This is a genomic window from Rothia endophytica (genome assembly GCF_039543885.1).
Taxonomy (GTDB): Bacteria; Actinomycetota; Actinomycetes; order Actinomycetales; family Micrococcaceae; genus Rothia; species Rothia endophytica.
The window spans coordinates 853,495-879,590 of sequence record NZ_BAABKP010000001.1 but is presented as its reverse complement, the minus strand read 5'-3'; the positions used below and the strand labels follow the sequence as shown (position 1 = coordinate 879,590).

Genomic DNA, 26,096 nt, shown 5'->3' with positions numbered 1-26,096 from the left:
CTACTGCTCTAAAACTTGTGGGTGTGGATCCTTGTCTCTACCTTAGTCAGCAAAACTAAAAATGAGATGGATTGTCCACATAATGAACTTATGTTTTGCGGGTTGAATCACCGCGGCAAGGGCTAGCTGCGCAACGCTTTTTCGCTCATAGAACGAGGCCCACGAGAGAGCGCAATAGTCCCCGCTCGGACGATCTCACGTACACCAAAGGGTTCAAGTACCTCAAGAAGTGCATTTATTTTATTGGCTGAGCCAGTGGCTTCAATGATGACTGACTCGGGGGAGACATCAACGATTTTGGCACGGAAGAGATCAGCTGCCTGGGTGACCTGGATGCGGGCTGAAGCATCAGCACGAACCTTGATCAGGATGTGATCACGCTGGGCTGATTGTTCATCACTCAGTTCAACAATTTTGAGCACATGAATCAGCTTGTTAAGCTGCTTGGTCACCTGCTCCAAGAGGTGCCCATCAGCATCAACGACCAGAGTAATCCGCGAAATACCCGGCACTTCAGTGGGGCCAACAGCCAGTGAATCGATATTGAACATACGCCGGGCAAAAAGCCCTGAAACGCGCGCTAAAACCCCGGGTTTATCTTCTACCAGTACAGATAGGGTGTGGCGGCTCATGCTGTCTCCTCATCATCCCAGCTGGGGGAAATATCTTTTGCGATTTGAATCTGGTCATTAGAGACACCGGCGGGCACCATGGGCCAGACCAGGGCATCAGGGCTGACATTGAAGTCCACCACCACAGGGCGGTCATTGATCTCAAGGGCCTGACGAATAGTTGTCTCAACATCATCATCAGATTCGCAGCGCAAACCAACACAGCCATAGGCCTCAGCTAGCTTCACGAAGTCAGGGATGCGTTCGGTGCCCATACCTGTCTTTAGGTGAGTATTTGAGTATCGACCATCGTAGAAGAGGTTCTGCCACTGGCGCACCATACCCAAGGATGAATTATTAATAACAGCAACCTTGATAGGGATATTATTTTGAGCACAGGTTGCTAGCTCTTGATTGGTCATTTGGAAGCAACCATCACCGTCGATAGCCCACACAGTGGCTTCGGGGAAAGCTACCTTCACGCCCATTGCCGCAGGAACCGAGAAGCCCATGGTGCCCAAACCTGCAGAATTGATGAAGTGGCGGGGCTTCTCATTTTGAATGAACTGAGCTGACCACATCTGGTGTTGACCCACACCGGTCACGTAGTAGGCATCGGGACCTGAAATTTCACTCAGTTTTTCAATGACATACTCGGGTGAGCCAAGGCCATCTTCGGTCTTGGTGTACCCCAAGGGGAAGGTCTCTTTGAAACGATTGACCAGTGCCCACCAATTACTGAGGTCAGGCAGCGCAGCGGCAAATTCCTCGGTGATGATGCTGGTTAGTTCAGGGAGAACGTAGCGCAGGTCGCCAACGATTGGCACATCAGCAATCCGGATTTTTGAGATTTCTGCAGGGTCAACGTCCACGTGGATAACTTTGGCACCCGGGGCGAATTCATCCACAACTCCAGTGACCCGGTCATCGAAACGAGCGCCAAGCGCGATGAGCAGATCAGACTTCTGCATAGCGATGACAGCCGGTACCGTGCCGTGCATACCGGGCATCCCCAGATTCTGCGGGTCAGAGTCAGGGAAGGCGCCTCTTGCGGTCAGAGTAGTCACCACAGGGGCGTTAATAAGACGAGCAAGCTTCATGAGCTCTTCTGAAGCATCAGCGCGGACCATACCTCCACCGACATAGAGCACCGGGCGTTGAGCCTCAGTAATGAGCTTGGCAGCCTCACGGACCTGCTTTGAATGACCGCGGGTTACCGGGTTGTAGCCCCGCACCTCGGTGGTCGGGGGCCAGTAGAAATCCATCATGCCCTGCTGGGCATCCTTAGTAATATCCACCAGCACCGGCCCGGGGCGGCCAGTTGCTGCGATACGGAAAGCAGTGGCAAGGCAACGCGGGATTTCTTGGGGGTCACGCACCATAAAAGAGTGCTTGGTGATGGGCATGGTCATACCCACGATGTCGGCTTCCTGGAAAGCGTCGGTGCCGATGACTTTGCTGGAGACCTGACCCGTAATGCAAACAATGGGTACTGAATCCATATTGGCATCAGCAATAGCGGTCAGAAGATTGGTGGCGCCTGGGCCTGAAGTAGCGATCGCCACACCAACCTTGCCACTGGCAACGGCGTAGCCCTCAGCGGCATGCCCTGCACCCTGCTCGTGACGTACGAGAATATGGTTCAGCTGTTCAGAGTCAAAGAGAGGGTCGTAGGTTGGAAGAATTGCTCCACCTGGCAAACCAAAGATATCGGTGACACCAAGCTCTTCGAGTGAACGCACAATAGCCTGTGAGCCCGTCATTCGCTGGCTGGACGGTTGAGCCGTCTCGGTCTTGGCAGCTCGAGACGAAAAAGTCTTAGCGATTGCTGCCGGATTAATGGGATTTCCCGCTGTCATTGGTCATCCTCTAAAAGTAGGTCAGAGTGTGGTGTGATGTTGAGGCGAATGGGGTGATTCTCTAGGGTCATAGGTTTAATCCTGGATGTGGTTATACCTATGAAAAAACCCTCCGCTGTGGTGGGGCGAAGGGCATAGACGCTGTCAGAATACAAACAAAACTTATGCCGCGTACCCAAGAAGGAAACGCACCACAAGAATTCGAATCTGTGACTGCTGGCGTGATGTCATACATCATATACTCACGATTTATGTCCACCAGGTCAAACTGGTTTTATATTATGAACTTTTATGTCGCTGATATGAACCTAGGCCAATGCGACTAGGAATAAGACTGGATTCTTTAGGGGCACACCACCACCCTGGCGCGTCACGGTATGTCATCTGTACGTAATGGTTCTACGTGGGTTGCTTTCATATACATCGCCCGTAGACTGGTGCCTATGAATACCCCAGAGCTCAGTAGCACCGAGATCAGCAAGGCCCTACACCAGGTCTTTGACACACAAATCCTCAATTATGGTGCCTACAATCTCGTCTTTGCTTCAGGCTCATCGGTATACGCAAATAGCGACGTTGCGGCCCAACAGCAGCCCCACCAAAAGTATTTTTTGGTGGGATACAGGGACACCCCGCGTGAAGCGATTATCGCTCCCCTCGCCCTTCCTGCCATTGAAGCTACTGGGGTACCTACTTCTGTCGATAACACCAATGCGATGCGTACCTTTATTGTGGGGGACTGCACTTACGGCATTGAGCTCACTAACGGGACCAGTTTTACCCTAAGGTTCGAGCCTCTCATGCCCGTCGAAAGTCACCATGGGTCAGGTGTTCTGGACCAGCAACTTGATATCGAAGATTTCAAGCGGGTCATTATCGATGCCTGGCAAATATAGACTGTCAGCTAAGACCGTTTAAATAGCGGATGCACATTCTCTAGGACAATAGAAAAGCCCTGACCAATCGGTCAGGGCTTTTCTGCAGTGGTGCGCCCCCTCGGACTCGAACCGAGAACCCATTGATTAAGAGTCAATTGCTCTGCCAATTGAGCTAGAGGCGCTAATTTTTTATTGCTTGTTAGCAACGAATAAATACTATACGCACATCATGTCATACATGCAAATCATAAAACATACTGTGATGATACACACAGCGCTGGGTGAGGACTAGCGGTCACCCTCACTGCGATGGCGAGCAATCATCTCGGGGGTGATGACATCCATCACAGCAGTGTTAACGCGTTTAACCTCAGTCGCACCTTTACCCAGGTTCACCTCACCCGAATCAGTCGCGTCATAGGAGCTACTAAAAGCATCCTGGTGGGGAATAGAACTCTTGAGGACTTCCTCGCCGCCCTGCTCCTTCAGGCCTTCAATAATATTAATTAACATGCCACGAAATTCAGGGTTGGATAGTTCGCCTACGGATGCAAGTTTTCGGTCAATATTTTCGGCTTCAGAAAGGACGCGCCGACCCTCATCGGTGATACCAAGAAGATAGCTGCGTCGATCAATGGTATTTCGTGTTCTAAAAACGTGACCGTGGCTCTCGAGCCGAGCAAGGGTCTTACCCATTGTTTGGGCTTGAACTCCCACTAATGATGCAACTTTGACCTGAGAAATCATTCTTTGTTGGGCGATAACACTCAGGGCTGTAACGCCAGCATGAGTCAATCCCAGTGACTTCAGTTGATCATTCCAGCTGTACTCGAGCATGCGCGCGGCAGTTGATAATAGTCTATTGATAGACCAATTGTTAATTTCAGGCATGTTGTTATTATAAGCATGTTTACCACGTCAACGCATATATTGTTCTCACCACCCATTTGCACCCCCTTTCATTTTTCCGATTTTAGTTGTCCTTATTATTTAGTGACGTCGCACCTTCGCATATTAGTATGGGTGGTAACTTATCTTCACCGTCCACCCCAATATTGGTCTATTCAATGTTATTCATAAGGAGAGAAGAAGGGCATGTCACGCTTGGAAATTGGAGTCCCAGCCCCTGCATTTACGCTACCTGCCGCTGGCGGAGACGCTGTATCGCTGAGCGATTATTTAGGGCGCAAAGTTATTGTTTATTTTTACCCCAAAGCATCAACTCCCGGTTGCACCACACAGGCCTGCGATTTTAGAGACAGCTTAGAGTCCCTATCAGCCCACGGCTATAGCGTGCTGGGGGTTTCTCCAGATTCAGCAGAAGCCCTGGAAAAATTTATCGGCACCCAGAACCTGACCTTTCCTCTGCTGTCCGATGAAGACCACGCTGTCGCAGAGCGCTATGGGGCATGGGGAGAGAAAAAGAATTACGGCAAGACCTACACAGGTCTGATTCGTTCAACCATCGTGGTTAATGAAGACGGCTTGGTAGAAATGGCTCAATACAATGTGCGCGCTAAAGGGCACGTTGCTAAACTACGCCGAGATTTAGGGATTGACAGCTAAGCTCCAGCATTTTGCAGTGAGCTTGGAGGTGCTGTAACATTATTCCTGTTGTGCTTACAGCACCGCTTGCGCGAGTGGTGAAATTGGCAGACACGCAGGATTTAGGTTCCTGTGCCTTACGGCGTGAGGGTTCAAGTCCCTCCTCGCGCACTCTCAAAGCCCAGGTTATCTGGGCTTTTTGTGTATCAAAGACCAGATCGCAAGCTGCTACGAAGGGGGGATTATGGCTTCACATAAGATGAGTCGGCGTCGTTTTGTGCAAATTTCGGCTGTCATTACTGCGGGCTTTACCCTATCTGCATGTTCTACTAGCAACTCTGGTGGCAGCAAGGATCCAGAGCCTTCCCCCTCAAGAGAAGAGCGAGTATTCAGGTTTGCCCAGGCGGCACCCTGCCTCACACTAGACCCGGCGCGTACTCAACGCCTCGAGAGCGTCCGCATTACAGCCCAAATCCTGGATCCATTAGTCAGAGCAGACCCCAACACGGGTGAGCCAGTTAGCGGACTCGCGCAAGAATGGACCATCAGTGATGATGGCTTAGTCTATACTTTTGAGCTTGACCCCCAGACTACTTTCAGCGATGGGTCTGCGCTGACGCCCCGAGCCCTTGCATCGAACCTAGAACGCTGGGAGGCGCTGGGGCAGCAACCACTCACGCGCCTCACCCAGCCTTACCACCAACTTTTTGGGTCGGTAGACTCAGAAGAGCAACCTCCCCTCGTCACCTCCTGGGAAATTCCGAGCGATCAGGTGCTTCGTGTGACTCTGTCACGCCCCTCGGTCTCCTTCCTTAAGGTGCTCACACAGCCGGCCCTAGGCATCGCCCTACCAGCACTCATTGGGAAAGACGGTTACTTCACAGAGGACCCCATAGGCACTGGCGCCTTCAAACTTGATGAGTGGAGTGAAGGAAGCATACGCCTTGTAACCAACCCCCACTATTGCGGCGCTGAGCCAGGGATTGACGTGCTGGAGTTCGTCTCACTCCCCGACGCCGAAAAGCGCTACTACTCGCTACTTCAGGGAAACGTGGACGCCTTTGATCAGATCGGGCTCGAAGATTATGTACCGCTAGCACTTGATGGGTACGCAGTGCAGACCCGTGACCCCTACGCGGTGGCTTATGTGAATATTAACCTTTCTCACCCAGCCTTTGCAGATGCTCTCACACGCCAAGCACTTGCCCAAGCGATTGACCGAAGCAAAATCGCTGCAGATTACTACCCGCAAGGCACCTCCACAGCTTATGACTTTCTACCGGCTCTTTTTCAGACTCGACACGAAAAAGCTCGTGAGCACTACGGTTACGACTCAGCTACAGCCGGCTCCCTCCTTAAGGATTCAACCTACAAGGGTGAGCCCATCGACTTTTATTACCCCGTTCAGGTTTCCCTGGCAACTCTGCCCGCTCCCGAGGCAATATACTCTGTCATATCAGCTAATTTAGTGGCATCAGGCTTCAATATCGTGCCTAGGCCCTACCGATGGGATGCACCTGATTCTGAGGACATCCCAGCTCACCACCCCGACTACGGGCTTGAGCTCACAGGCTTCGTGGGCACTTTCAGAGACCCCTCTGCCTTCCTGGGTAAGGTTCTTGCTCCAGCTTCGACAGCGCCGGACTCACTCACCGTACCTTCAGCGTCCAGCTCCGCTAGCTCCCCCTCAGCGAGCCCGAGCCCAGAAACGTCTGCCGCTGGGGCAACACATCACGCTGAAATAATAGAAGCCTTGCAAGCCGCCGATGTCATTGAGGATGTCGAGGTGCGCAGGTCAGCCTACCGTGAGATCAATGCTAAATTAGCTCTTTTACTCCCAGCTATCCCCCTCACCTACCCCGTCTCAGGGGTAACCCAAGGGCCCCGCGTGCGAACCTACGGTGTTGAAGCCACCGGACTAGACCGTTTCAACAAGATAGAGCTACGAGAAGGTCAGTAACTTAAGAGCACACAACCTGCCTTTGCTATGAGCGAGGTGTAATGTGTACTACGCTAAACAATGAACCAGGGGCAACCGGTGTTGCCCGCTCAGCGTGGTGTCCAGCGTCGGTCACCACTTTCAAGTGACGGAGTGTCAAAGTGGCAAGCGAAGTTAAAACTGACGTTGTGCTCGTCGGTGGCGGTATCATGAGCGCCACCCTCGGTGTTTTCCTCAAAGAAGTTGAACCAACATGGGACATCACTCTGCTGGAACGTTTGGACGCGGTAGGCCAGGAATCCTCCAACCCGTGGAACAATGCTGGTACCGGCCACTCAGCGCTCTGTGAGCTCAATTATGCGCCCCTCGGTGCTGATGGAACGGTCAACCCCACCAAAGCTATTGCTATTAATGAGCAGTTTCAAATAAGTCGCCAGCTCTGGGCTTCCCTCGTTGAAGAGGGCAAGATCAAAGACTCCTCCTTCATCAATCCTGTGCCACACATGTCATTGGTTTTTGGTGATGCCCACGTAGATTACCTGGCAAAGCGCTTTGAGGCGTTTCAAGATCAAAAGCTCTTTGAGCGTATGAAGTTCTCAACCGACCTTGAACAAATTCGTGACTGGGCTCCTCTTTCGGTCAACGGGCGCGATATTCATCAGAAAATTGCAGCAACCTGGTCCCCCGAAGGCACCGATGTTGATTTCGGTAACCTCACCACCCAAATGACTGACTACCTGGTCAGCAAGGGCGTAACGGTCACTTACGACCAGCAGGTCACGGATGTAACAAAAGAATCAGATGGAACCTGGACAGTCAAGGTTAAGGACCGTCTCAACCGCAATCATGGTTCAACAATCCGAGCAAAGTTCGTCTTCCTGGGTGCCGGTGGTGGCGCCCTGAACCTCCTGCAGAAATCAGGCATTAAAGAAGGTAAGGGCTTTGGCGGTTTCCCCGTCTCAGGTCTTTTCTTCCGCAATACCAACGAGCAGACCGCCCTACAACATAACGCCAAAGTCTACGGTCAGGCCTCAGTGGGTGCACCTCCCATGTCAGTGCCCCACCTTGATACACGCTACGTGGGCGGCAAGCGTTCGCTACTCTTTGGCCCTTACGCTGGCTTCAAAACCAACTTCCTGAAACAGGGCAGCCTCCTTGACCTGCCACTCTCACTGCGCCCTGATAACGTATACCCCATGATTCGTGCCGGCCTAGCCAATATGGATCTGACCAAATATCTCATCGGCGAACTCCTGAAAAACCGCGAAAAGCATGTGCTGTCCCTGCGTGAGTATTACCCCGAAGCTGTAGCCGATGAATGGGAACTCATCACCGCTGGTCAGCGAGTTCAGGTCATCAAAAAGGACAAGAAGGCTGGAGGGGTTCTACAGTTTGGAACCGAGCTCATTACCTCAGGGGATGGCTCCATCGCTGCTCTGTTGGGTGCCTCCCCCGGCGCGTCCACCGCAGCACCCATTATGCTCAATCTGCTGCAACAGTGCTTCCCCACCCATTTTGACGGTTGGGCACCTCGTATCAAGGAGTTAGTACCCGGTTTTGGTGTGCAGCTCAACGATAACCATGATTTAGCTGACGAGCTATTTGCTCACACAGCTCAGGTACTGGGAATCAATAACTAACCCTTTGAGCAACTGCCGCGGCCGTCATGCGACGGTCGCGGTTTTTTTGCTCTTAATTCTTCATCCTTAATCCAGCACACAAGAACCTGCAAAGTGACACGGTGCCTGTGCTGATAGGATGTCTACTGAGTAATTCCCTGCACCCTGAAGGAACACACGATGTCTCTCGAAGAACAGACCATCAGCCGAGCCGCCACTGAGGGTGAGCATCGGCAAACCCCCAAGCCTGCCAAATTGACAGACGTCAGCGGTAAAAACTGGAAATACATTTTCAAGCGCTCCTTTAGCGAATTCATGAACGATGGGTGCACCGATCTCGCTGCGGCTCTGACCTATTTCACCGTGCTGTCCGTCTTCCCCGGTCTGCTGGCCGTTGTTTCTCTGCTGGGTGTTTTTGGGCAGGGACAGCAGACCACCGATGCAATTCTCAATTTTCTTCAGGGCTACGCTCCGGCAGATATGTTGGCCGTCATCGAACAGCCCATCACCCAGCTCACCTCATCCTCTGCAGCAGGTATCGCTCTGATTACCGGTATCGTGGGTGCACTGTGGACTGCCTCAGGTTTTGTGGGTGCTTTTGGGCGCGCTATGAACAAGATCTACGGTGTGGTCGAAGGGCGCCCTATCTGGAAGCTTCGCCCCTTCAACCTTCTGGTGACTTTCGTTTTGGTGCTCATGGTAGTAGCCATGATGCTGGTTCTGCTCTCCAGCGAAGACGTCCTCAACACCGTCCAGGACGCTGTTCCAGCTATCGAACTGGGCGGCTTCATTGGGGTTTGGATGTGGTTGCGCTACCCCTTGATGCTGGTTATCGCTGTTATTCTTATCAGCCTGCTCTACTACGCAACCCCCAACGTTAAACAACCTAAGATTCGCTTTCTCACCCCCGGTGCAGCCATCGCGCTGGTCACCATGGGCCTAGCTGGCTTGGGTTTCAGTTTCTACGTCTCTAACTTCGGTTCCTACAACGCTACTTACGGCCTCATTGGTGGCGTCATCGTCATGCTTCTCTTCATCTGGATTATGAATAATGTGCTCCTGTTGGGCGCTCAGATCGACGCAGAGATTCAGCGCACCCGTGAGCTGCAGGCAGGCATCAAGTCCGAAGACGAGATTAAGCTTCCCCCACGTGACGATACCCAAGCCATTAAAATTCAGCAGAAGAAGGACAACCTCGTTGAAGAGGGCCGCAAGATTAGGCTCTCCAACAGCACGGTTGATTTTCAGCAGATGGCTGAACAGAAGCAGGATGGTTCAAAGAAGTAGGCTGCGGTGGCTACCCTAGCTTTTACACCTTTGACAGGTGGACGCTCAGCAAAAGCTCCTGTGCTTTTAGTGCATGGTTTCGCCTCCACTCCTTACCATAACTGGGTTTCTACCGGCTGGGTTAAAACGCTTGAAGCTGCCGGCTACCCCCTGCATCTGGTGACGCTCCCCTACCATCGTCTGCAGTCGGTCGAAGATGAAAGTCTCCGACCAGCGACCTTGCTTGATATCTCCTGGGCTGACCATCAGGACGCAGTGGCGCAGCTCTCAGAAGTTCTCAAGACCTATACCGAAGGTTTGGGGCAACCCGCGCACCTTATCGGCTTTTCGATAGGTGCGCGGGTTCTTTGGGGTTTTGCAGCAACTTTCCCTCATCTAGCACTGACGCTAACTCTGGGAGCTATGCCGGTCAATAGCAGGCTTAATCAGGTTCATTCATCGCTACTTGGCGAGATTGATGTACCGGAGGGCTTTGATAGCGTCCTCGCTTGTTCTCCCATTGCCCCAGAAAGTCTTGTGTCATTTACCTCAGCACATTTTCCCGCAGTGGACCCAGAGATTATTCCTCAGTGCCCCGTCTTCATGTACGAAGGGTGCAAAGACAGCCTCGCTCATTCCCGCTCAGCCTTTAACCTGCTTTCCACACGCCAGGCAAACTGGCTGGAAATAGCCGGGCGGGACCACATCAACATACTCACCAGTGGGCAGGTCAGAAAAGAAACCGTACGCTTCTTGGACGAGCACTGATGAAGCGCTGCCGGTCAAACCAAGAATCCGCGGTGAATGTAACAGTAAGCCTGCCTCATCATATCGGATTCACACACGCTCTCAGCCAAATGGCGGAGCTAAAGGTAGCGATGCGGTGTGGTCTTAGGTAGCGTTAGAGAATGAAGCCGGGAAGACCGGTCGACACAGATAAAATATGTCATCCCAACCCATCTCAAGGAGCACTATGCAGACCGTTAAGGCCGTCGTTTCACTGGCTAAAAATGAGCCAGCCACCGTCACCAACATCAATGTCCCTGACCCTATTAAGGGTGAAGCCCTGGTTAAGGTATTGTCATGCGGTGTATGCCAGACCGACCACCACTATGTTCAAGGTGGCGTTGGCGACAACTACCCCTACCTCCTGGGTCACGAATCAACCGGCATCGTTGAGGCCGTAGGCGAAGGCGTCACCAATGTAGCCCCCGGCGACCTTGTCATCCTCAACTGGCGTGCCGTATGCGGTGAATGCCGCGCCTGCGCCAAGGGTCAGCCGCAGTACTGCTTCGCTACCCATAACGCCACCCAGAAGATGACTCTTGAAGATGGCACCGAACTCGAGCCTGCTCTGGGTATCGGATCCTTCGCAGAAAAGACTCTGGTCGCTGCTGGCCAGTGCACCAAAATTAATGCAGAGCTTACTGAAGACCAGTATGCAGCTGTTGGGCTGCTGGGTTGCGGTGTGACCGCAGGCCTGGGTGCCGTGCTCAATACCGGAGCAGTTGCACGCGGTGAGTCTGTTGCAGTTATTGGTTGCGGCGGTGTCGGCACCGCCGCTATTGCCGGAGCTAAGTTGGGCGGGGCAACCACCATCATCGCTGTTGATATTGACGAAGCGAAACTGGCTCGCGCCAGGGAGCACGGCGCCACCCACACCGTGAACTCACAGCAGGAGGACGCGGTTGAAGCTATCCGTGAGCTCACCGGTGGCTTCGGTGCTGACCTTGTCATTGATGCAGTGGGTGTGCCGGCAACCTTCGAACAGGCTTTCTATGCCCGTGATCTCGCCGGCCGTTTAGTGCTGGTCGGTGTCCCTGCCCCCGGCGCCACCTGGACCATTCCCCTAGATGAGGTCTTTGGACGCGGTGGATCAATCAAGAGTGCTTGGTACGGTGATACCCTTCCCTCCCGTGACTTCCCCATGTTCGTTGACCACTACCTCGCCGGCAACCTAGATCTGGACGGCTTCGTCTCTGAACGAATCAGCCTGGAGCAGGTCAATGAAGCCTTCGAGACCATGAAGACCGGCCGAGTGCTACGCTCGGTGGTTGAATTCAAGTAGGAGCACTACTGTGACTGAACGTATCGAACGAGTTGTGACCTCGGGTACTTTCTCGCTGGACGGCGGCACCTGGGACGTTGATAACAACGTGTGGATTCTGGGGAATGACTCCTCAGTGATTATCATTGACCCCGCCCACGACGTTGATAAAATCGCGGCTAAGGTCGCGGGCCGAACGGTCGAGAAAATTCTGCTGACCCACGCCCATGATGATCATATTGGCTCAGCCAAAGAGGCATCTGACCGCTTTGGGGCACCTGTTTACCTCAATCCAGCGGACCGGGAGCTGTGGACCATGGTGTACCCCTCCTGGGGTTTCGATGAAGAGCTGGAAGACGGTATGACTCTGGCCCTTGGAGATACCGAGCTCACCGTACTAGCGACCCCGGGGCACTCCCCCGGCTCGGTATGTTTCTACGCTCCCACCCTGAGCTGGGATAACAGCGAGGGCGTAGTTTTTTCAGGTGATACTCTCTTCAACGGTGGGCCCGGCGCAACCGGTCGCTCCTTCTCGAGTTTCGAGACCATCATTGAGTCGATCCGGCACAAGCTACTGACCCTACCGGAATCCACTGCGGTGCTAACAGGCCACGGTGATTCCACCGGCATTGGTCTGGAAGCACCCAATCTGGAGGCATGGATCGCTCGAGGACATTAGACTCTGCCTTCCATAACCCAACGCTGTGGCCCGGTCACCTTCTTAGGTGACCGGGCCACAGTTGAAGCAGCAGGCGATAACGGAGCACGAGCGGCTTTAGTCTTGCGGCAGGGGCGCTAAACGCTCCTCGTACATTCTGCGCCAGAGGAAGCCGTAGAGGTGCCCCAGTATAAAGAAGAAGACAGCGGCAATGAGGGGAACCAAAAGAGCGACCTGGTGGTTGTAGGACTCGCTCAGGTCGGCGGCCCACACAAAGCCCACGGCGATTCCGCCCAGGGAACATGCCTGCATGGTGCTCAGTGCTAAGTCCAGGTTGCTGCGGGCCGCTAAAGAAGTGAGCGCTGAATCCACTACTACCAGGCAAATACCGTAGGACAATCCCACCAGCACCAAGGCCAGCATCAGCCATTCGAGGGATGAGGGCAAGGAAAGAAGCAGGGTAGCTCCAGTCAGCCCCAAACCGCTGAGTAGCCAGGCTATCCACGTAAAGGCGGGTAGCCGTTCAAAGATGATGAAAAGAGCGCTGGCTACAGCGAAGAGACCCAGCAGGGCCATCAGGAAGCCGGTCACGCTTATCTGGTCGGTGGATAGAGCAAAAGCTACGATTGCTGCCTGGGTAGACCCCAGCACCGTGCCCAGACAAATCATGCCAGTTTGCGGAAGCCAGAGCAGGGAGCGGTTGCCACCGCGCAGTGGCTTGGGTTTACCTTCCACCATGTCTCGACGATCGATGGGCAGACTCCCTGGCCTCCAAAGAATCATGAGCAGCCCCAGAACATCGATAATAAGCACAGAGAAGAGGGTTGCCTGGGCATTAAAAACAAGGGTAGAAAGACCGGCAATCACGGCGCCCGCTGGTAGGGCAATGACGTCCAGCATGGTTTCAAGGGAGATGGAGACGTTAAGTTTACGTCTGTCCTTAGTTTTGAGGTACTCAGCACTCCAGTAGGTGCGCATGACGGTACCCAGCGGGACCGTGGTAATACCGGTGAGGGCCGCTGCTAGCAAAAAACGGGAGATACTGCCACTCGTTCCCTCAGCAAAGCTCAAACTTTCCAGCAGCAACCAGACCAGCGCCAAAATATTGAGCACGGTGACGGCGAAGAAGATTTTGTGTTGCCCCCAGCGGTCTGAAAGCCGCCGGTAGACCGGAATCATGAAAGCCGCGCTGATGCCAACAGTTCCGGCGGCGTAGCCCCCCAGCGTGGCTTCATTATTCTGGGAGGCCAGCATCATCATCACCGCCAGCATTACCATAGATGCCGGCAGTCTCATCAGCAGGGAGAAGATAAAGAATCGCCAGCCGTGCGTGAGCAGGATATTTTGCATACGTGTTTGGGCGTAGCGGGAGGAGACCCGCATACGGGTGCCCAGTTCGCTCACGGCCTGACGCGGGGTTCTAGGTTTTTCTGGCAACTTATTGCGGGTACGCAGAGAAGCGAAACCGCTCAGGGGCGAGCTGATGCGCTTATTCTTAATGCGGTACGGGCTCATAAGGCTCCCGTCTCAGGTTTGAGGGATGATCCGGTGGGTGAGGTAGTCAGTTGCACCTGACGGGTAATCCGGTTTTTCATTTCGGCCACGTGCGAGATAAGCCCAATGACTCTACCACCTTCGCGGAGACTATCGAGGGTCGTCATGACCTCTTCAAGGGTTTCCTCGTCCAGCGATCCAAACCCCTCGTCCACAAAAAGTGTATCAATTTCGATCCCACCGTTGGTGCGCTGAACTACATCTGCCAGCCCCAATGCCAGACAGAGGGAGGCCATAAAGGTCTCGCCGCCTGAGAGAGTCGATGGGTGGCGGGTAGCACCGTGCCAGGCATCGCGCACAGTGAGACCCAGGCCTGATTTGCTACCGCGCCCCTCAGCGTCATCGGTATGTTCAAGGGTGTACCGGCCGTGCGTCATCTGTTCAAGGTGCTCTGAAGCCGCCTGAGCTACCTCTTCTAGCTGAGCCGCTAGAACATAGGTGGTCAGTGTCATGCGCAGGGCGTTATCGGAGCTCTTGGCAGCCGTTGCCGTTGCTGCGAGGCTGCGAGCGCGGAGGGCTCGAACTAACAGTTTCTGGTTATGGCTGAGGCTGGTGGTTAGCTCTGTGACGATACTGGTGAGCTCTTGGTAGGCTGCGCTGAGGCGCACTCCTGTACGGAGGTAGGTATCACGCGCCTGCTCTCGGCTCTGACGCAACTGGATCACCTCCTGCAAGGCCTGAGGCGTGGGCGATTCTTCACCCTGCTGGACGCGAGCAGCGATACCAGTCATTGCGTTGCTCGCCAGAAGCCCATCAAGGGTAAATCTTTTTTGCTGGTGGGTTTGGACCAGCATGGTGAGAGCTCTTTCCCGTTCGCTCGACAGGTGGCCTTCCACAGCTTCAGCACCGCTAGAGAAACCGCTGTTCTGTACTACCTGGGTTAGTTCTTCTTCAGCCCTGATGTGAGCTTTTTTTAGTCTTTGAGTCTCTTGTTGGATGCTCAGAGCAGAAACCAGGCTTTGTGCTACCTGACTCAAAGCTGTAGCACGCTGCGTGAACCCGGTTGTTTGTCGGTGCGCTTCAAGCTCGGCCTCATCTTTTTCAATCCGTTCGGCCAGACTGTTCAACAGGGTGTGGTGGTGGGCCACATCTCTCGCACAGGAATTCTCTTCTACCTTTAGTCGCTCGTGATCCGCTTCAGCTGCAGCACGCTCTTGTGCGAGGTCGCTTCTACGTTGCATATTTCTCTGTTTCTCGGTAAGAGACTCTTGAGCCTGCTGAAGCTGGATGAGAGCAGAACTTAGGTCGCTGGCACCGGTAGCAATCAGCTCAGCCACGCTAGTCTCGGCTGAGGTAAGTTCCAGGAGGGCCGCTTGAGCCTTTGCCTCAGCTTGGTCTCGGGCAGCTAATGCATCCTTCACCTCTTCAGCTGAGATAGCCGGGACTTCCTCTGTGAAAGTAGCTGGGGCAGGGTGTTCTCGTGACCCGCAAACAGCGCAGGGCTGACCGGGTTCAAGATTGCTAGCCAGCGTTTGAGCGGCACGGTCAAAGCGTTGCTGTTGAAGGTTTTCAGCTCTAATACCTGCGGCCCGGCGAGCCTCATTGGTGGTCTTGGCCGCAGCTTCAGCAGCCGCGACCCGGCTTCTGCTCTGCTCTAGCTTTCGGGCAAGAATTACAGCAGTTTCAGCGGTATCACGCTGAACTTGAGCCGCAGTCAGCTGGGCTCCGGCGTCCTCTAGGGCTGTGAAACGAGCACTGAGTTCCGCGAGTTCGCGTTCCTGCTTTGTTACCGCAGTGTGGGCTGCATCCAGAGCTTTTTGCAGTCCCTCGGTTTTCGTCTCCGCCTGCCTCCGTTCTTGCACCAGAGAGGTGAGATGGCGGTCACTGCGAGCAAAATCGTTGAGGTTCTCGATGTGGCGGTTGAGATCAGCAACCTGGTCCTCGGTCTCATCATAGTCAGCGAGATTTTGCACATTGGTAAGGAGCGTATATTCCGGGGCGACTGCCGCTATCCCAGTCAGGGCGTTCTCAATAGCAGTTTCCAGGCGACCGGTCACCGTTTCGAGGCGATCTTGAGCATCTTTCACGGCCGCAGCAGTACGCTCCTGGGCGGTCATCATGGGCAGGACGGTGGCGGCCCGCCTATGCAGCGCAAGGCTGGCTTCAGCTTCGGTTATCTGTTCGCGCTGGCTCTCCAGTTCTTCCTCCTGGGCCTGTAAGTCACGGTACTGGATCCAGTGCCGTTCTAGCTCTCCCAGTGAGTTTTCTTGCTGGCGCAGCTTAGCAATCTCAGCCGCCGCGGTATCGGTAAGGTCAATAGCAGCCCGGTTAAGTTCGGCGACGTCATCACGTAGCTGCTGGGTACGGCTCAGTGCTCCTTCTGACGTGAGCTCTAGCCAGTCTGGTTTTAGGGGTTGTTCACCCGTAGACGTGGCTTCGGGCAGAGTAGTCCCGGTATCCCCTACCAGAAGCTGCCGGGCCGTCGTAATATCGGCAGCCTTCTCCGCCCGCTGGGCACGCTCTATCAGGGAGCGCACCGCTGCTTCAGCTTCAGCTGCCTTCGCTTCGGCGCCCTTAGCTTTGTCGTCTAAAATCTGCTGGATGCGCTCAAATTCTCGGGTCGAGAAGAGCTTTTTGAGCAGTTCCTCGCGGTCTGCTGATTTGGCAATCAAGAACTGCTGGAACTTACCCTGTGGCAGGAGCATCACCTGGTTGAACTGCTGTGCGGTCAGCCCAATGACCGAGTACATGAAGTCCCCGGCGTCCTTGTGCCGGGTGACGCTGGCGTCCTCTTCCCAGTTACCCACTTTTGCATCAAAGACCTCAATGGTGACGCTGGCCTGCTCGCGGGTGAGCCCGCTCCCGCGCTTTTTGGGGCGCAGGTACTCAGGGCTTCTAAAGATACGGTAACGTTTACCCGCCACCGAGCACTCAAGTTTGACCCAGGGCTGTGCCTCAGGCTCGGCGAAGCGGGATTTAAGGTCGGTTCGTCCCGATGAGGTACTACCGTAAAGGGCATAGCAGATGGCGTCCAGAATGGAGGACTTACCCGAGCCGGTAGGACCATTGAGTAGAAAGATACCGGCTTCGTTGAGCTCATTAAAGTCCAGGCTAATGGTGCCGGGGAAGGGACCGTAGGCGTTGATTTCTAAACTGTGGATTCTCATTCTGATGCTCCTGCCAGCCGCGCCAGTTCAGTAACCTCGGTCAGATAGGCGGTCTCATCTTCGTCTAGAGCGCGACCCCGCACATGCTGATAGAAAGACTGACAAACATCGAAGGTAGTCCGGGCCTCCCGTGTGCGGCGGTAGCTGTGAAGCTCGGTATGCTGAACGCCCTGAGGTTCAAAGAAAAGTTCAAGCACGTGGTCAAAGTGCTCTTTGAGCTGCTCTAGAGCACGCGCCGGGCGCACCGCATCGGTGAGGGTAATGCTGACAAAGGCAGAGCGGTAGGCTTCATAGGAACCACCGGTGATGTCTTCAAAAGTGCCCCGCAATTTTTTGACCGTGAGGCAGGTGCGCCAGGTGTACTCCTGCACGCTGACCGTGCCCTGCTCGTCGATATCAATAATCCAGGCGCCCTTGCGGTGGTTCTGCTCGCTAAAGGAATAAGGCAGGAGGGAGCCAGAGTAGCGCACGGTATCGGTAACCCGCTGGCGCCCGTGCAGATGCCCTAGTGCGGTGTAGTCTGCCGCCTCAAAAAGGGAGGCTGGAACAGAGAGCGCCCCACCCACAGAAATGTCACGTTCGGAATCAGAGGGGTCGGCCCCTGTGGCAAAACAATGAGCCAGCACCACCGTGGCCAGAGGTTTTACTTCTGCTACGTTTTCAGTCACTCGACGCATAGCCTCGGTGAGTACGGAGCTGTGGCTGATGTCGGTGTTCCAGTGAGTGGCAAGCGGGCGTGGTTCCAGATAGGGAATGCCGTAGAAAGCAACCTCTCCCCCCTTTATCGGGAGCAGGATAGGCTGGCCCACCTGGGTCTGGGAGGTCACCAGGTGCACTCCGCTATGAGCTAACAGATCTGAAGCAAAGCCCAGCCGAACCGCCGAATCGTGGTTGCCGCTGGTAGCAATAACCTGTGCCCCGGCATCCACCAGGGAGCTCAGAGTCTTGCTGAAAAGTCGCACGGTTTCAGTGCGGGGCTGCGACTGATCATAGACGTCCCCACTAATCAGCACCACATCCACCGCCTCAGTGCCCACCAACTGCACCATTTCATCGAGCAGGTCAGCCATGGTGTCGTGCAAAGAGACACCGTGAAAGGTGCGGCCCAAGTGCCAGTCAGAGGTGTGCAAAATACGCATAAACCCAGTCTAATGGGAGCCGCGCCAGCTCTGCTCTACACTGGTGCCTATGACCTCTGCTTTCCCCGCACCCTCCGCTACCTCACCCGCCTACCGCGCTGCCCTGCGCGGCGCCCTCCTCGGGGGTGCAACGGGGGACGCCTTGGGATACCCCGTTGAAATGCTCAGCCGCACCGAGATGTTTGAACGGTACAAGGTAAAAAACTCCTTAGAGCTTCTCGACACGCTTGCCGCCCAGCCCCTGGTGGTTTCCGATGATACCCAGCTAACCCTCTACACCCTTGATGGGCTGAGCGAAGTATTGGAATGGAATAACGACGGTCAGGCAGCCGATGAGCTCGCCTGCATTTGGCTTGCCTACCTGCGCTGGTACCGTAGCACCGGTAACTCCTACCCCGCTGCTGCTCCTTTCGCTCTCACCCGCCCCCTGGATGCCCAGCCCAGCATGAGCGTCGCCCGAGGCCCCGGCAAAGCCACCCTGGCGGCGCTGGCAGCCGGTGAAATGCAGTTCATCTCTAAGAACGTCAATCCCCAAGCCCTGGGGACCGGGGCGCTCATCCGATCAGCGCCCTTTGGTTTTCTGCCCGTGGCAGATGATGCCACTGTCATTAAGTTATCTGCCCATGCTGCAGCTCTGACCCACGGGCACCCCGACGCTATTCTGAGCGCCAGCGCCTATGCTCTGCTGGTGCGTCACCTGCTGGGTTCCCACGAAGCTATCGACCTCCATATGCCGGCTCGGCAGGCCCTAGAAGCGGTCTTGCAATGGCTGGGCACAGTGGAGCAGAGCCAGGCACTACCCGGGGATGCTGCCCTGACCATAGCTGCCCTGCAGACCGCGCTGAGATCGGTGGACAGCGGTATGCCGCTTGAGCGCACACTAGAGAGTTTTGGGGACCTCTGGTTAGCCCCCGGCTGTTTAGGTTTTGCCGCCTACCTACTGCTGAGTGCAGAACAGGAAATATCCGATGGTGATAGCAGTCCGGCGCTCGCTACACGGAAAGCTTTGGCGCAGGCAGTGAGTTGTGACGGTGACTCGGATTCAATTGCCGCGCTGACCGGCACCCTGCTAGGTGCTCTTTACACCGAGGATGTTTTCAATACGCAGACGCTTGCTTCCCTCGATGCGGTTCCGGCGCTTGAGCTCGTCCTTGAGAACTGGTTGAAACAGTTAGGCGTCAGCTAACCCAGGATTTCACTGCGGTGGTCAAGGTACCATTCATCGGCGCGTTCAACAGCTAGTCGCTGAATGGCACCGCCCATACCATTCTTCATAATGTAGGCAAGAGATTGCAGGGGCAAGAGGCCAGCCACCCTCTGTGCACGGGCTATCTGGGGTGCATCAAGTGCTTTTGAGAGAGATTCCCAGCCATAGAAATTACCCAGAGAAGCGTGATCAACGGCAGGGTCGCCTAGGGTTGCGTGGTCCCAGTCGATAACACCGACCAGCTTATCTCCGTTCCACAAAATATTGTGCCCAGCTAAATCACCGTGGATAAGTACAGGTTCGACCGGTGGCAGCTCCAGGACGCAGTCAATTGCTCTCAGCGCAACCTTTTGGGCTCCTGTAAGCAACTGGGGCACGACGTTGGCACGCAGGTGGGTATCCCACTCTTCTACACCCCTCCAGTGTTCGTACTGGTGATCAAGATAGGGCCCGTACCCGCGGCAGTCAATGGTGTGAATACCTTTGAGCAGTTTAACTAGTTGCTTGGGTGGTGCCGCTCCCTGGACGCGGGGTTCGCCCTTAATCCAGGTAAGCCCCACAGCGGTAAACCCCGCGCGGGTAATGACGCGCGTGATGGGCCGGGGCACGGTGAAGGGCAGACTTTGCGGTAGGCGGCGTAGAATCTCGGTGCGCCGAGCTACCAGGTAGCCGGTGAGTTGGGTTTTGGCTACACGCACGCTCAGTTGCCCACCCATGTTGACCACGATATGGGCGGAGCCCGTGGTACGAACGTCCCAACGGTCCATTGGAATGTTGAGACCAGCCTGGGTCATCACTGCGTTGATGACCGGCAGGCTGTTCATCTGTTCTAGCTGTGCAAGGTGCGCTACCATAGGGAACCTTTTCTGCTCTGTGCGTTAGTGGCCTGCTAAAGCTGCCCGGATATGAGGCACCAAAGCCGCCAGGGCTTGAGCGCGGTGGCTAATAGCGTTCTTAACTTCAGGTGGCACCTGGGCGCAGGAAAGGCCAGCATATTCACCGGTAAAGGCTGAGGGGGCAAGAATGGGGTCATAGCCGAAGCCGCCCTCACCGCGAGGTTCGCGCAAGAGGGTGCCAGAAAGTTCGCCGTGTTCTACTGCCTCAACCCCTCCGGGGGCGGCCAATGATGCGGCGCAGATAAAGCGGGCACCGCGGTGCTCATCTTTGATATCAGCCAGCTGGGCCAGCAGAAGCTCCAGGTTAGCGGTGTCATCACCGTGTTGACCTGCCCAGCGGGCACTGAAAATTCCGGGGGCGCCATGAAGAACATCAACCGCCAGCCCGGAGTCATCAGCGATAGCGATCAGGCCGGTTACTTGGGCTACTGCACGGGCTTTGAGCAGTGAATTCTCGGCAAAGGTGACGCCGTCTTCTAAGACATCAGGGGCGCCCACCGCACCGGCATCGACTACTTCGGTGTCAACGTCCAGCCCGTCGATGGTTCCGCGCAAAATCTCGCGAAACTCCCGCAGTTTGCCGGCATTATGCGTTGCTAAAACAATTTTGGCTGGCATTAGTTCTTCAAAGCCTCACGCTGGATTTCAGATAGTTCGTAGGTTCCTACCAAAGCCAGATCTAGCAGGGAGTTAAGCTCCTCGCGGTCGAAGGGAGCACCTTCAGCGGTCCCCTGAACTTCAACAAATTTACCGTCACCGGTAACGACCACGTTCATATCGGTCTCAGCGCGGACATCCTCAACGTAGGGTAAATCAAGCATGGGGACGCCGTCGATAATACCCACTGAGATAGCTGAAACAGAGCCGGTGAGCGGTTGGGCTTTGGCAGGAATAATGCCCTCAGATTTAGCCCAACTAATGGCATCTGCCAGAGCCACGTAAGCTCCGGTAATAGCAGCGGTACGGGTGCCACCATCTGCCTGCAGGACGTCGCAATCCAGGACGATGGTGTTTTCGCCCAGCTCTTTGGTGTCAATGATTGCGCGCAAAGAACGACCAATAAGACGTGAAATTTCGTGGGTGCGGCCACCCACCTTGCCTTTGACAGACTCACGGGAATTACGGGTATTAGTAGCCCTGGGGAGCATGGCGTACTCGGCAGTTACCCAGCCTTTACCCTCGCCCTTGAGCCAGCGGGGCACGCCTTCGGTGAGCGAAGCGGTACAGAGCACACGAGTGTTGCCAAATTCAATCAGCGCTGAGCCTTCAGCGTTCTTGGACCAGCCGCGTGTAATGGTGATGGGGCGCAACTGGTCAACGGTGCGGCCGTCTGCTCGAACGATGGTGATTGCCGTGTTATCAGTCATGGCTTTAGCCTATACCTCCTGCAGTTTTTTGCAGAATTGAGAGTGATTATCTTAGGGTTTCAACCTAGCGGATGCGGTGCCGCGAGACCACTTCAAGGGTGGTGGTTTTGGGGTTCGCAGCATATTCTTCTGGGCTGCGGCGGGGGTTGACACGGTAGGTGGCAGATTCTTCGGCCACGCTGACCGGGCCATCAAAAACTTCTTTAGCTTCTGCGAGCGCGGTCTCTGGGTCGTTCCACACCGGCAGGTGAGTTAGCAGGAGGTTGCGCACACCGGCTTCTCGGGCGGTTTCACCGGCACGCTTGCCGGTCAGGTGAATGCCGCGCAGGGCGTCATCGCGCCCCTCCTGGTAGGCTGCTTCGCAGAGGAAGAGGTCAGCGCCCCTAGCGGCTTCAATCAGGCCAATGCAGCTGTCGGTGTCTCCCGAGTAGGTCAGCACGGTCTTACCCTCAGAGGTCTCGCACTCTAGACGCAAGGCGTAGGGCTCCTTGGTCGGGTGAACTACGGCGTGAGGGGTAACGGTAAAGGGCCCAATTTTTACTTCTTTGTAGTTGGCCCACTCGTGGAATTCAAATTCGGTGTGCATTCCGGGGTCCAGGGGTAACCCGTGGGTGTTAACCAGGTACTGGTGGATGTCGCTGGGGCCGTAGAGCGGAATCGGTCCCTTTGACCAGCCCTTGGGGTCCCATTTAATCGCCACGTGAAGCCCCGAAAGGTCAATGCAGTGATCGGGGTGCAGGTGGGATACCAAGATAGCGTCAATATCTTCAAGGTTGATGTGGGTCTGCAGGGTGCCCAGAGCGCCGTTGCCCATATCAATGATGATGCGCCAGGTCTTGCCCAGGTCATCAATAGTCGAGACCATGTAGCAGCTAGCTGCGGCGTTGGGGCCCGGGAAGGAGCCGGTGCAACCAATAACAGTTAAACGCATAAGTCGGTCTTTCTAGTCAGCGGTGCGATCGAGGTTATTGTCGATCGATATGGTAGGAGTTGGGAGGGCCGGCGGCACGATGGACAGGGAACCGGTGGGAAAGCGCTCAGCGACCGATTCGGTATGGCTAACCCTGGCTACCTCTGGGCCCAGGAAGCGCCGGGCAAGGTGTTCAAAGGTGTCGGTTTCGCCGGTGGCAAGAAATTCGTGGGACGCCGGCAAGTCGGTGGGGCGTTCTAGCCCGGCTTTCAAGAGCGCCTTGTAGACATCCTTAGCCGATTCTTCAGACGAAGAAACCAGGGTAACCCCATCTCCCATGATGTAGGAGATAACGCCGGTCAGTAGGGGGTAGTGGGTGCAGCCCAGAACTAGGGTGTCTATACCGGCGTCCTTCAGCGGTTGCAGGTAGGCCTCTGCGGTTTTGAGTAGTTCTGGCCCGGAGGTAATCCCCCGCTCAACAAACTCAACAAATCGGGGACAGGCTACCGAATGAATTTCAAGGTCACTCATGACAGAGAAGGTGTCTTCGTAAGCCCGTGATGTCACGGTTGCCTCGGTGGCGATAACTCCAATTTTTCGGTTGCGGGTAGCTGCTACGGCACGGCGGGCAGCCGGCTGAATCACTTCAACCACCTGTATGCCGTACTTGCGAGTGTAGCGTTCACGAGCGTCCCTGAGGACTGCGGCTGAAGCAGTATTGCAGGCGATGACGAGCAGCTTGACGCCGGAGTCGACCAGCTCATCCATAATACGTAGCGCATGGGCCCGTACCTGGGCGATTGTTAGAGGGCCGTAGGGGCCGTGGGCGGTATCTCCCACATAGATGACTGATTCATTGGGTAGCTGATCCATAATGGCTCGCGCCACCGTTAAGCCCCCCACCCCGGAATCGAACACACCAATGGGGGCGCTAGCGTGAGGTTCTGCTAGCACCTGAGTTCCCCAGGGAGTTTGAAGGGTTGAGAATGAATCGTTCATCGTGACCTGACATTAGCTAAAAATGAGAGAGAACAATAGGTTGGCGGTCTCACCTACACGCTTTTGAGTGGACTATCACGCCAAGGCTGCCTCTAACCCGTCATATAAGCGTAGATTTGCCATACAAATGGGAGGTAGGCGGGTGAAGCCGGAAGGGTCCTACCTGCTAATCATCGAGCTGGCTGAGCATAGCTTCCATGAGGGAGTCCTGCAGCCAGGTAATGAAGTTATAGAGCAGGGCCATGTACTGGTCAGTGGTTTCCACATCCTTCCACTCGGTCATCTGACTGATGCGAGCGGCGTCTTTTTCGGTCTTCAGTTCAAGCCGGGTGGCCAGGGTCAGGCGTACATCGTTGAGAGCGGTTGCCCAGGCATGGGCGTGCTCGGCGTCCAACGCTAGGTCGCCGCTCCGGGCGTCCATAGCTGCCATGTTGAGGTTAGCTATTTTGCCCCGGCGCAGTGAAAGCTCTGTAAAACGGCGGAACTCATCGGCCATCTCGGGGTCATTGCTGGCTACGGGTAACATACGGGCCAGGGCAGGGTCCGTGGGAATCTGGGCATTTTCAGAGATACCCACCAGGTCAGCAAGCGGGTCTGTTGCAGCTTCTTCATCGGGCTCGAGTGTAAGGGCGACGTCTTCAAAGAGCTGGGTGAGAACCTGCACCTCTTCAGGTGTAAAGCGGGCGGTATAGCCTCTGGGTGTTGATTTGAAGCCTTGTGCCATTAGCTTTCCGCCCTTTCAAAAGTTGCCCACAAACCCCAGGTATGCAGGGCTGAGGTGTGCCGTTCGGCTTCTTCTTTACTGCCGGTAAATACGGTGGCTTTGCCCTCGGTGTGCACTGTCATCATCAGTTTTTCTGCCTGGGCACGGTCATAGCCAAAATAGGAGCGGAAGACGTAACTTACATAGCTCATCAAATTAACCGGGTCATTCCACACCAGCACGTGCCAGGGCACATCGGGGGCGGTGAAGGTATCAGCATCAAGAAGCTGATCAAGGTCAGGCAGGGTTTCAGCACCGGCGGTTGATAAAACCGGCTGATAGTGATTGGACATCTCGCGGAGGCACTCCCTTGGGGGCAAGTTATGATGGATTAGTTGCTGACTAACCCTATCTATCATAGGGCTCGGCTAGGTCCAGCTAACGGATTGAACCGGGCGGGGGTAAACTTGTGCCCGTGACTTCTTCAACTGCACTTTTCACGGACCACTACGAGCTGACGATGCTGCAGGCTGCCCTGGCATCAGGTGCCGCCCACCGCAAGACCGTCTTTGAGGTCTTTACCCGCAGGCTCTCTGGCGGACGCCGCTACGGTGTGCTGGCGGGCACCGGCAGGTTCCTAGAAGGGCTGCACGACTTTCGCTTCACCTCCGATGAGATCGATTTTCTTGCTGACCGTAAAGTGGTGAACGAGCAGACCCTGGACTACCTCCGAAATTTCCGTTTTACCGGCACTATCCGAGGCTACGCTGAGGGTGAGATCTTCTTCCCCCACTCCCCCGTTTTGCAAGTTGAAGCGACCTTTGCCGAGGCTTGCATTCTAGAAACCTTCATTCTCTCCATCTTCAACTACGACTCAGCTGTAGCAACTGCGGCTTCCCGCATGAGCGTTGCCGCTGGCACCCGCCCCTGCCTTGAGATGGGCTCCCGCCGAGCCCACGAAGAAGCAGCCGTAGCAGCTGCCCGCGCCGCCGTCATCACCGGGTTCGCTGGCACCTCTAATCTTGAAGCTGGCCGGCGTTATGGCCTGCACACCATCGGCACCAGCGCTCACTCTTTCACCCTGCTGCACGATTCTGAGCGCGAAGCATTTGAAGCTCAGCTCGAATCCCTGGGCAAGGACACCACCTTGCTCGTTGATACCTACGACGTTGAAAAGGCTGTGCGCCTTGCCGTGGAGCTAGCTGGCCCGGAGCTGGGCGGCGTTCGCCTGGACTCCGGTGATCTGGTAGCACAGGCTCAGTACGTGCGAGAGCTACTGGATTCGCTGGGAAACACCGGTACCAACATTACCGTGACCAGCGATCTCGATGAGGACGCCATTGCTTCACTGGCCGCTGCGCCCGTCAATGCTTACGGTGTGGGCACCAAACTTGTTACCGGCTCAGGTGTTCCCACCTCGTCTATGGTCTATAAGGTAGTACTGCGTGAAAACAGCGAAGGTGTTATGGAGCCCGTGGCTAAAGCATCCTCGGGTAAAGCCTCTATCGGTGGTCAGAAGAGCGCGGTCCGCAGGCTCAACGCTGAAGGCAGGGCAACGGCTGAGGTCATTGGTGTTGATATCACTGCCCCAGCTGACTCCAATGACCGCGATCTCATGGTTGACCTGGTGGTGGACGGCGCCGTTCAACCGGGTTTCACCGGTGCCGAAGGGGTGCGCAGAGCCTCTGAGCGTCATGCCCGTTCCCTCACTGAGTTGCCTGTTGCAGCAACCCGCCTTTCACCCGGCGACCCCGTGATTCCCACCGAATTTGTGAACAGCTAAACTAGTAGA

General features: G+C 55.3%; 23 protein-coding genes and 2 tRNA genes. 11 read left to right on the top strand and 14 right to left on the bottom strand.

The features are described 5' to 3' along the window. Window positions 1-122: 122 nt before the first annotated feature. Complete coding sequence (gene ilvN, locus ABD982_RS03950) at window positions 123-632, bottom strand: acetolactate synthase small subunit (RefSeq protein ID WP_251378971.1); 510 nt, start codon at window positions 630-632, stop codon at window positions 123-125. Further along, complete coding sequence (locus ABD982_RS03945; RefSeq protein WP_345444909.1) at window positions 629-2,470, bottom strand: acetolactate synthase large subunit; 1,842 nt, start codon at window positions 2,468-2,470, stop codon at window positions 629-631. The genes ilvN and ABD982_RS03945 overlap by 4 nt, the downstream gene beginning before the upstream one ends. A 443-nt stretch (window positions 2,471-2,913) precedes the next feature. Here ABD982_RS03945 and ABD982_RS03940 point away from each other — a divergent pair, with 443 nt between their 5' ends. Further along, entirely contained in the window at window positions 2,914-3,366 is a 453-nt protein-coding gene (locus ABD982_RS03940) for a hypothetical protein (protein ID WP_251378973.1), read from the top strand. A gap of 88 nt (window positions 3,367-3,454) precedes the next feature. On the opposite strand, the gene ABD982_RS03935 is transcribed toward ABD982_RS03940, so the two are convergent. Both ABD982_RS03935 and ABD982_RS03930 read right to left on the bottom strand, forming a co-directional pair. Further along, a tRNA-Lys gene (locus ABD982_RS03935) sits at window positions 3,455-3,530 on the bottom strand. 106 nt (window positions 3,531-3,636) lie between these two features. Next, a complete protein-coding gene (locus ABD982_RS03930) occupies window positions 3,637-4,239 on the bottom strand; it encodes a MarR family winged helix-turn-helix transcriptional regulator (protein WP_345444907.1) in 603 nt (200 codons plus the stop codon). Between the two features lie 204 nt (window positions 4,240-4,443). On the opposite strand from ABD982_RS03930, the gene bcp reads away from it, so the two are divergent. The 8 genes from bcp to ABD982_RS03890 all read left to right on the top strand — a co-directional run bounded on the left by bcp (window position 4,444) and on the right by ABD982_RS03890 (window position 12,443). Beyond that, the gene (gene bcp, locus ABD982_RS03925) at window positions 4,444-4,914 is read left to right on the top strand and encodes a thioredoxin-dependent thiol peroxidase (RefSeq protein WP_251378975.1); all 471 of its coding nucleotides are present in this window, start codon (window positions 4,444-4,446) and stop codon (window positions 4,912-4,914) included. 68 nt (window positions 4,915-4,982) lie between these two features. Next, window positions 4,983-5,064: transfer RNA gene (locus tag ABD982_RS03920), tRNA-Leu, on the top strand. Between the two features lie 73 nt (window positions 5,065-5,137). Beyond that, complete coding sequence (locus ABD982_RS03915; protein WP_345444905.1) at window positions 5,138-6,853, top strand: ABC transporter substrate-binding protein; 1,716 nt, start codon at window positions 5,138-5,140, stop codon at window positions 6,851-6,853. Between the two features lie 140 nt (window positions 6,854-6,993). Beyond that, window positions 6,994-8,472, top strand: a complete 1,479-nt coding sequence (locus ABD982_RS03910) for a malate:quinone oxidoreductase (protein WP_345444903.1) — start codon at window positions 6,994-6,996, stop codon at window positions 8,470-8,472. Between the two features lie 159 nt (window positions 8,473-8,631). Beyond that, entirely contained in the window at window positions 8,632-9,738 is a 1,107-nt protein-coding gene (locus tag ABD982_RS03905; RefSeq protein ID WP_345444901.1) for a YihY/virulence factor BrkB family protein, read from the top strand. 6 nt (window positions 9,739-9,744) lie between these two features. Further along, the gene (locus ABD982_RS03900; RefSeq protein ID WP_345444899.1) at window positions 9,745-10,485 is read left to right on the top strand and encodes an alpha/beta fold hydrolase; all 741 of its coding nucleotides are present in this window, start codon (window positions 9,745-9,747) and stop codon (window positions 10,483-10,485) included. A gap of 205 nt (window positions 10,486-10,690) precedes the next feature. Then, a complete protein-coding gene (locus tag ABD982_RS03895; RefSeq protein ID WP_251378979.1) occupies window positions 10,691-11,785 on the top strand; it encodes an S-(hydroxymethyl)mycothiol dehydrogenase in 1,095 nt (364 codons plus the stop codon). Window positions 11,786-11,795: 10 nt separating this feature from the next. Further along, window positions 11,796-12,443, top strand: coding sequence for an MBL fold metallo-hydrolase (locus ABD982_RS03890; protein WP_345444896.1), 648 nt, complete (start codon window positions 11,796-11,798; stop codon window positions 12,441-12,443). A 96-nt stretch (window positions 12,444-12,539) separates the two neighbouring features. On the opposite strand, the gene ABD982_RS03885 is transcribed toward ABD982_RS03890, so the two are convergent. The 3 genes from ABD982_RS03885 to ABD982_RS03875 are packed head-to-tail and all read right to left on the bottom strand — an operon-like array spanning window position 12,540 to window position 18,222. After that, window positions 12,540-13,937, bottom strand: coding sequence for a hypothetical protein (locus ABD982_RS03885; protein WP_345444894.1), 1,398 nt, complete (start codon window positions 13,935-13,937; stop codon window positions 12,540-12,542). Beyond that, window positions 13,934-17,083, bottom strand: coding sequence for an AAA family ATPase (locus ABD982_RS03880; protein WP_345444892.1), 3,150 nt, complete (start codon window positions 17,081-17,083; stop codon window positions 13,934-13,936). Before ABD982_RS03880 ends, ABD982_RS03885 begins: the two co-directional genes overlap by 4 nt. Next, the gene (locus ABD982_RS03875) at window positions 17,080-18,222 is read right to left on the bottom strand and encodes an exonuclease SbcCD subunit D (protein ID WP_345444890.1); all 1,143 of its coding nucleotides are present in this window, start codon (window positions 18,220-18,222) and stop codon (window positions 17,080-17,082) included. The genes ABD982_RS03880 and ABD982_RS03875 overlap by 4 nt, the downstream gene beginning before the upstream one ends. 49 nt (window positions 18,223-18,271) lie before the next feature. Between ABD982_RS03875 and ABD982_RS03870 the strand changes: the two genes are divergently transcribed. Next, window positions 18,272-19,408 carry an ADP-ribosylglycohydrolase family protein gene (locus ABD982_RS03870; RefSeq protein WP_345444888.1) on the top strand — a complete coding sequence of 379 codons (1,137 nt, stop codon included), beginning with the start codon at window positions 18,272-18,274 and terminating at the stop codon, window positions 19,406-19,408. Here ABD982_RS03870 and ABD982_RS03865 read toward each other — a convergent pair. The 7 genes from ABD982_RS03865 to clpS form a co-directional block, all read right to left on the bottom strand. Next, window positions 19,405-20,283, bottom strand: coding sequence for a phosphotransferase (locus ABD982_RS03865; protein WP_251378985.1), 879 nt, complete (start codon window positions 20,281-20,283; stop codon window positions 19,405-19,407). The two genes, ABD982_RS03870 and ABD982_RS03865, sit on opposite strands and share 4 nt — an antisense overlap. A gap of 24 nt (window positions 20,284-20,307) precedes the next feature. Continuing rightward, a complete protein-coding gene (rdgB, locus tag ABD982_RS03860; RefSeq protein WP_251378986.1) occupies window positions 20,308-20,943 on the bottom strand; it encodes an RdgB/HAM1 family non-canonical purine NTP pyrophosphatase in 636 nt (211 codons plus the stop codon). Beyond that, window positions 20,943-21,692: a ribonuclease PH gene (rph, locus tag ABD982_RS03855; protein ID WP_345444884.1), complete on the bottom strand. Its 750-nt coding sequence runs from the start codon at window positions 21,690-21,692 to the stop codon at window positions 20,943-20,945. The genes rdgB and rph overlap by 1 nt, the downstream gene beginning before the upstream one ends. 64 nt (window positions 21,693-21,756) lie before the next feature. After that, complete coding sequence (locus tag ABD982_RS03850) at window positions 21,757-22,623, bottom strand: MBL fold metallo-hydrolase (protein ID WP_345444882.1); 867 nt, start codon at window positions 22,621-22,623, stop codon at window positions 21,757-21,759. Between the two features lie 12 nt (window positions 22,624-22,635). Beyond that, a complete protein-coding gene (murI, locus tag ABD982_RS03845) occupies window positions 22,636-23,601 on the bottom strand; it encodes a glutamate racemase (protein ID WP_251378989.1) in 966 nt (321 codons plus the stop codon). A 166-nt stretch (window positions 23,602-23,767) separates the two neighbouring features. Next, window positions 23,768-24,325, bottom strand: a complete 558-nt coding sequence (locus tag ABD982_RS03840; RefSeq protein WP_251378990.1) for a DUF2017 domain-containing protein — start codon at window positions 24,323-24,325, stop codon at window positions 23,768-23,770. After that, window positions 24,325-24,657, bottom strand: a complete 333-nt coding sequence (gene clpS / locus ABD982_RS03835) for an ATP-dependent Clp protease adapter ClpS (protein WP_345444879.1) — start codon at window positions 24,655-24,657, stop codon at window positions 24,325-24,327. The genes ABD982_RS03840 and clpS overlap by 1 nt, the downstream gene beginning before the upstream one ends. A gap of 122 nt (window positions 24,658-24,779) precedes the next feature. Here clpS and ABD982_RS03830 point away from each other — a divergent pair, with 122 nt between their 5' ends. Then, window positions 24,780-26,087: a nicotinate phosphoribosyltransferase gene (locus tag ABD982_RS03830; RefSeq protein ID WP_425570008.1), complete on the top strand. Its 1,308-nt coding sequence runs from the start codon at window positions 24,780-24,782 to the stop codon at window positions 26,085-26,087. The last annotated feature ends 9 nt before the right edge of the window (window positions 26,088-26,096 follow it).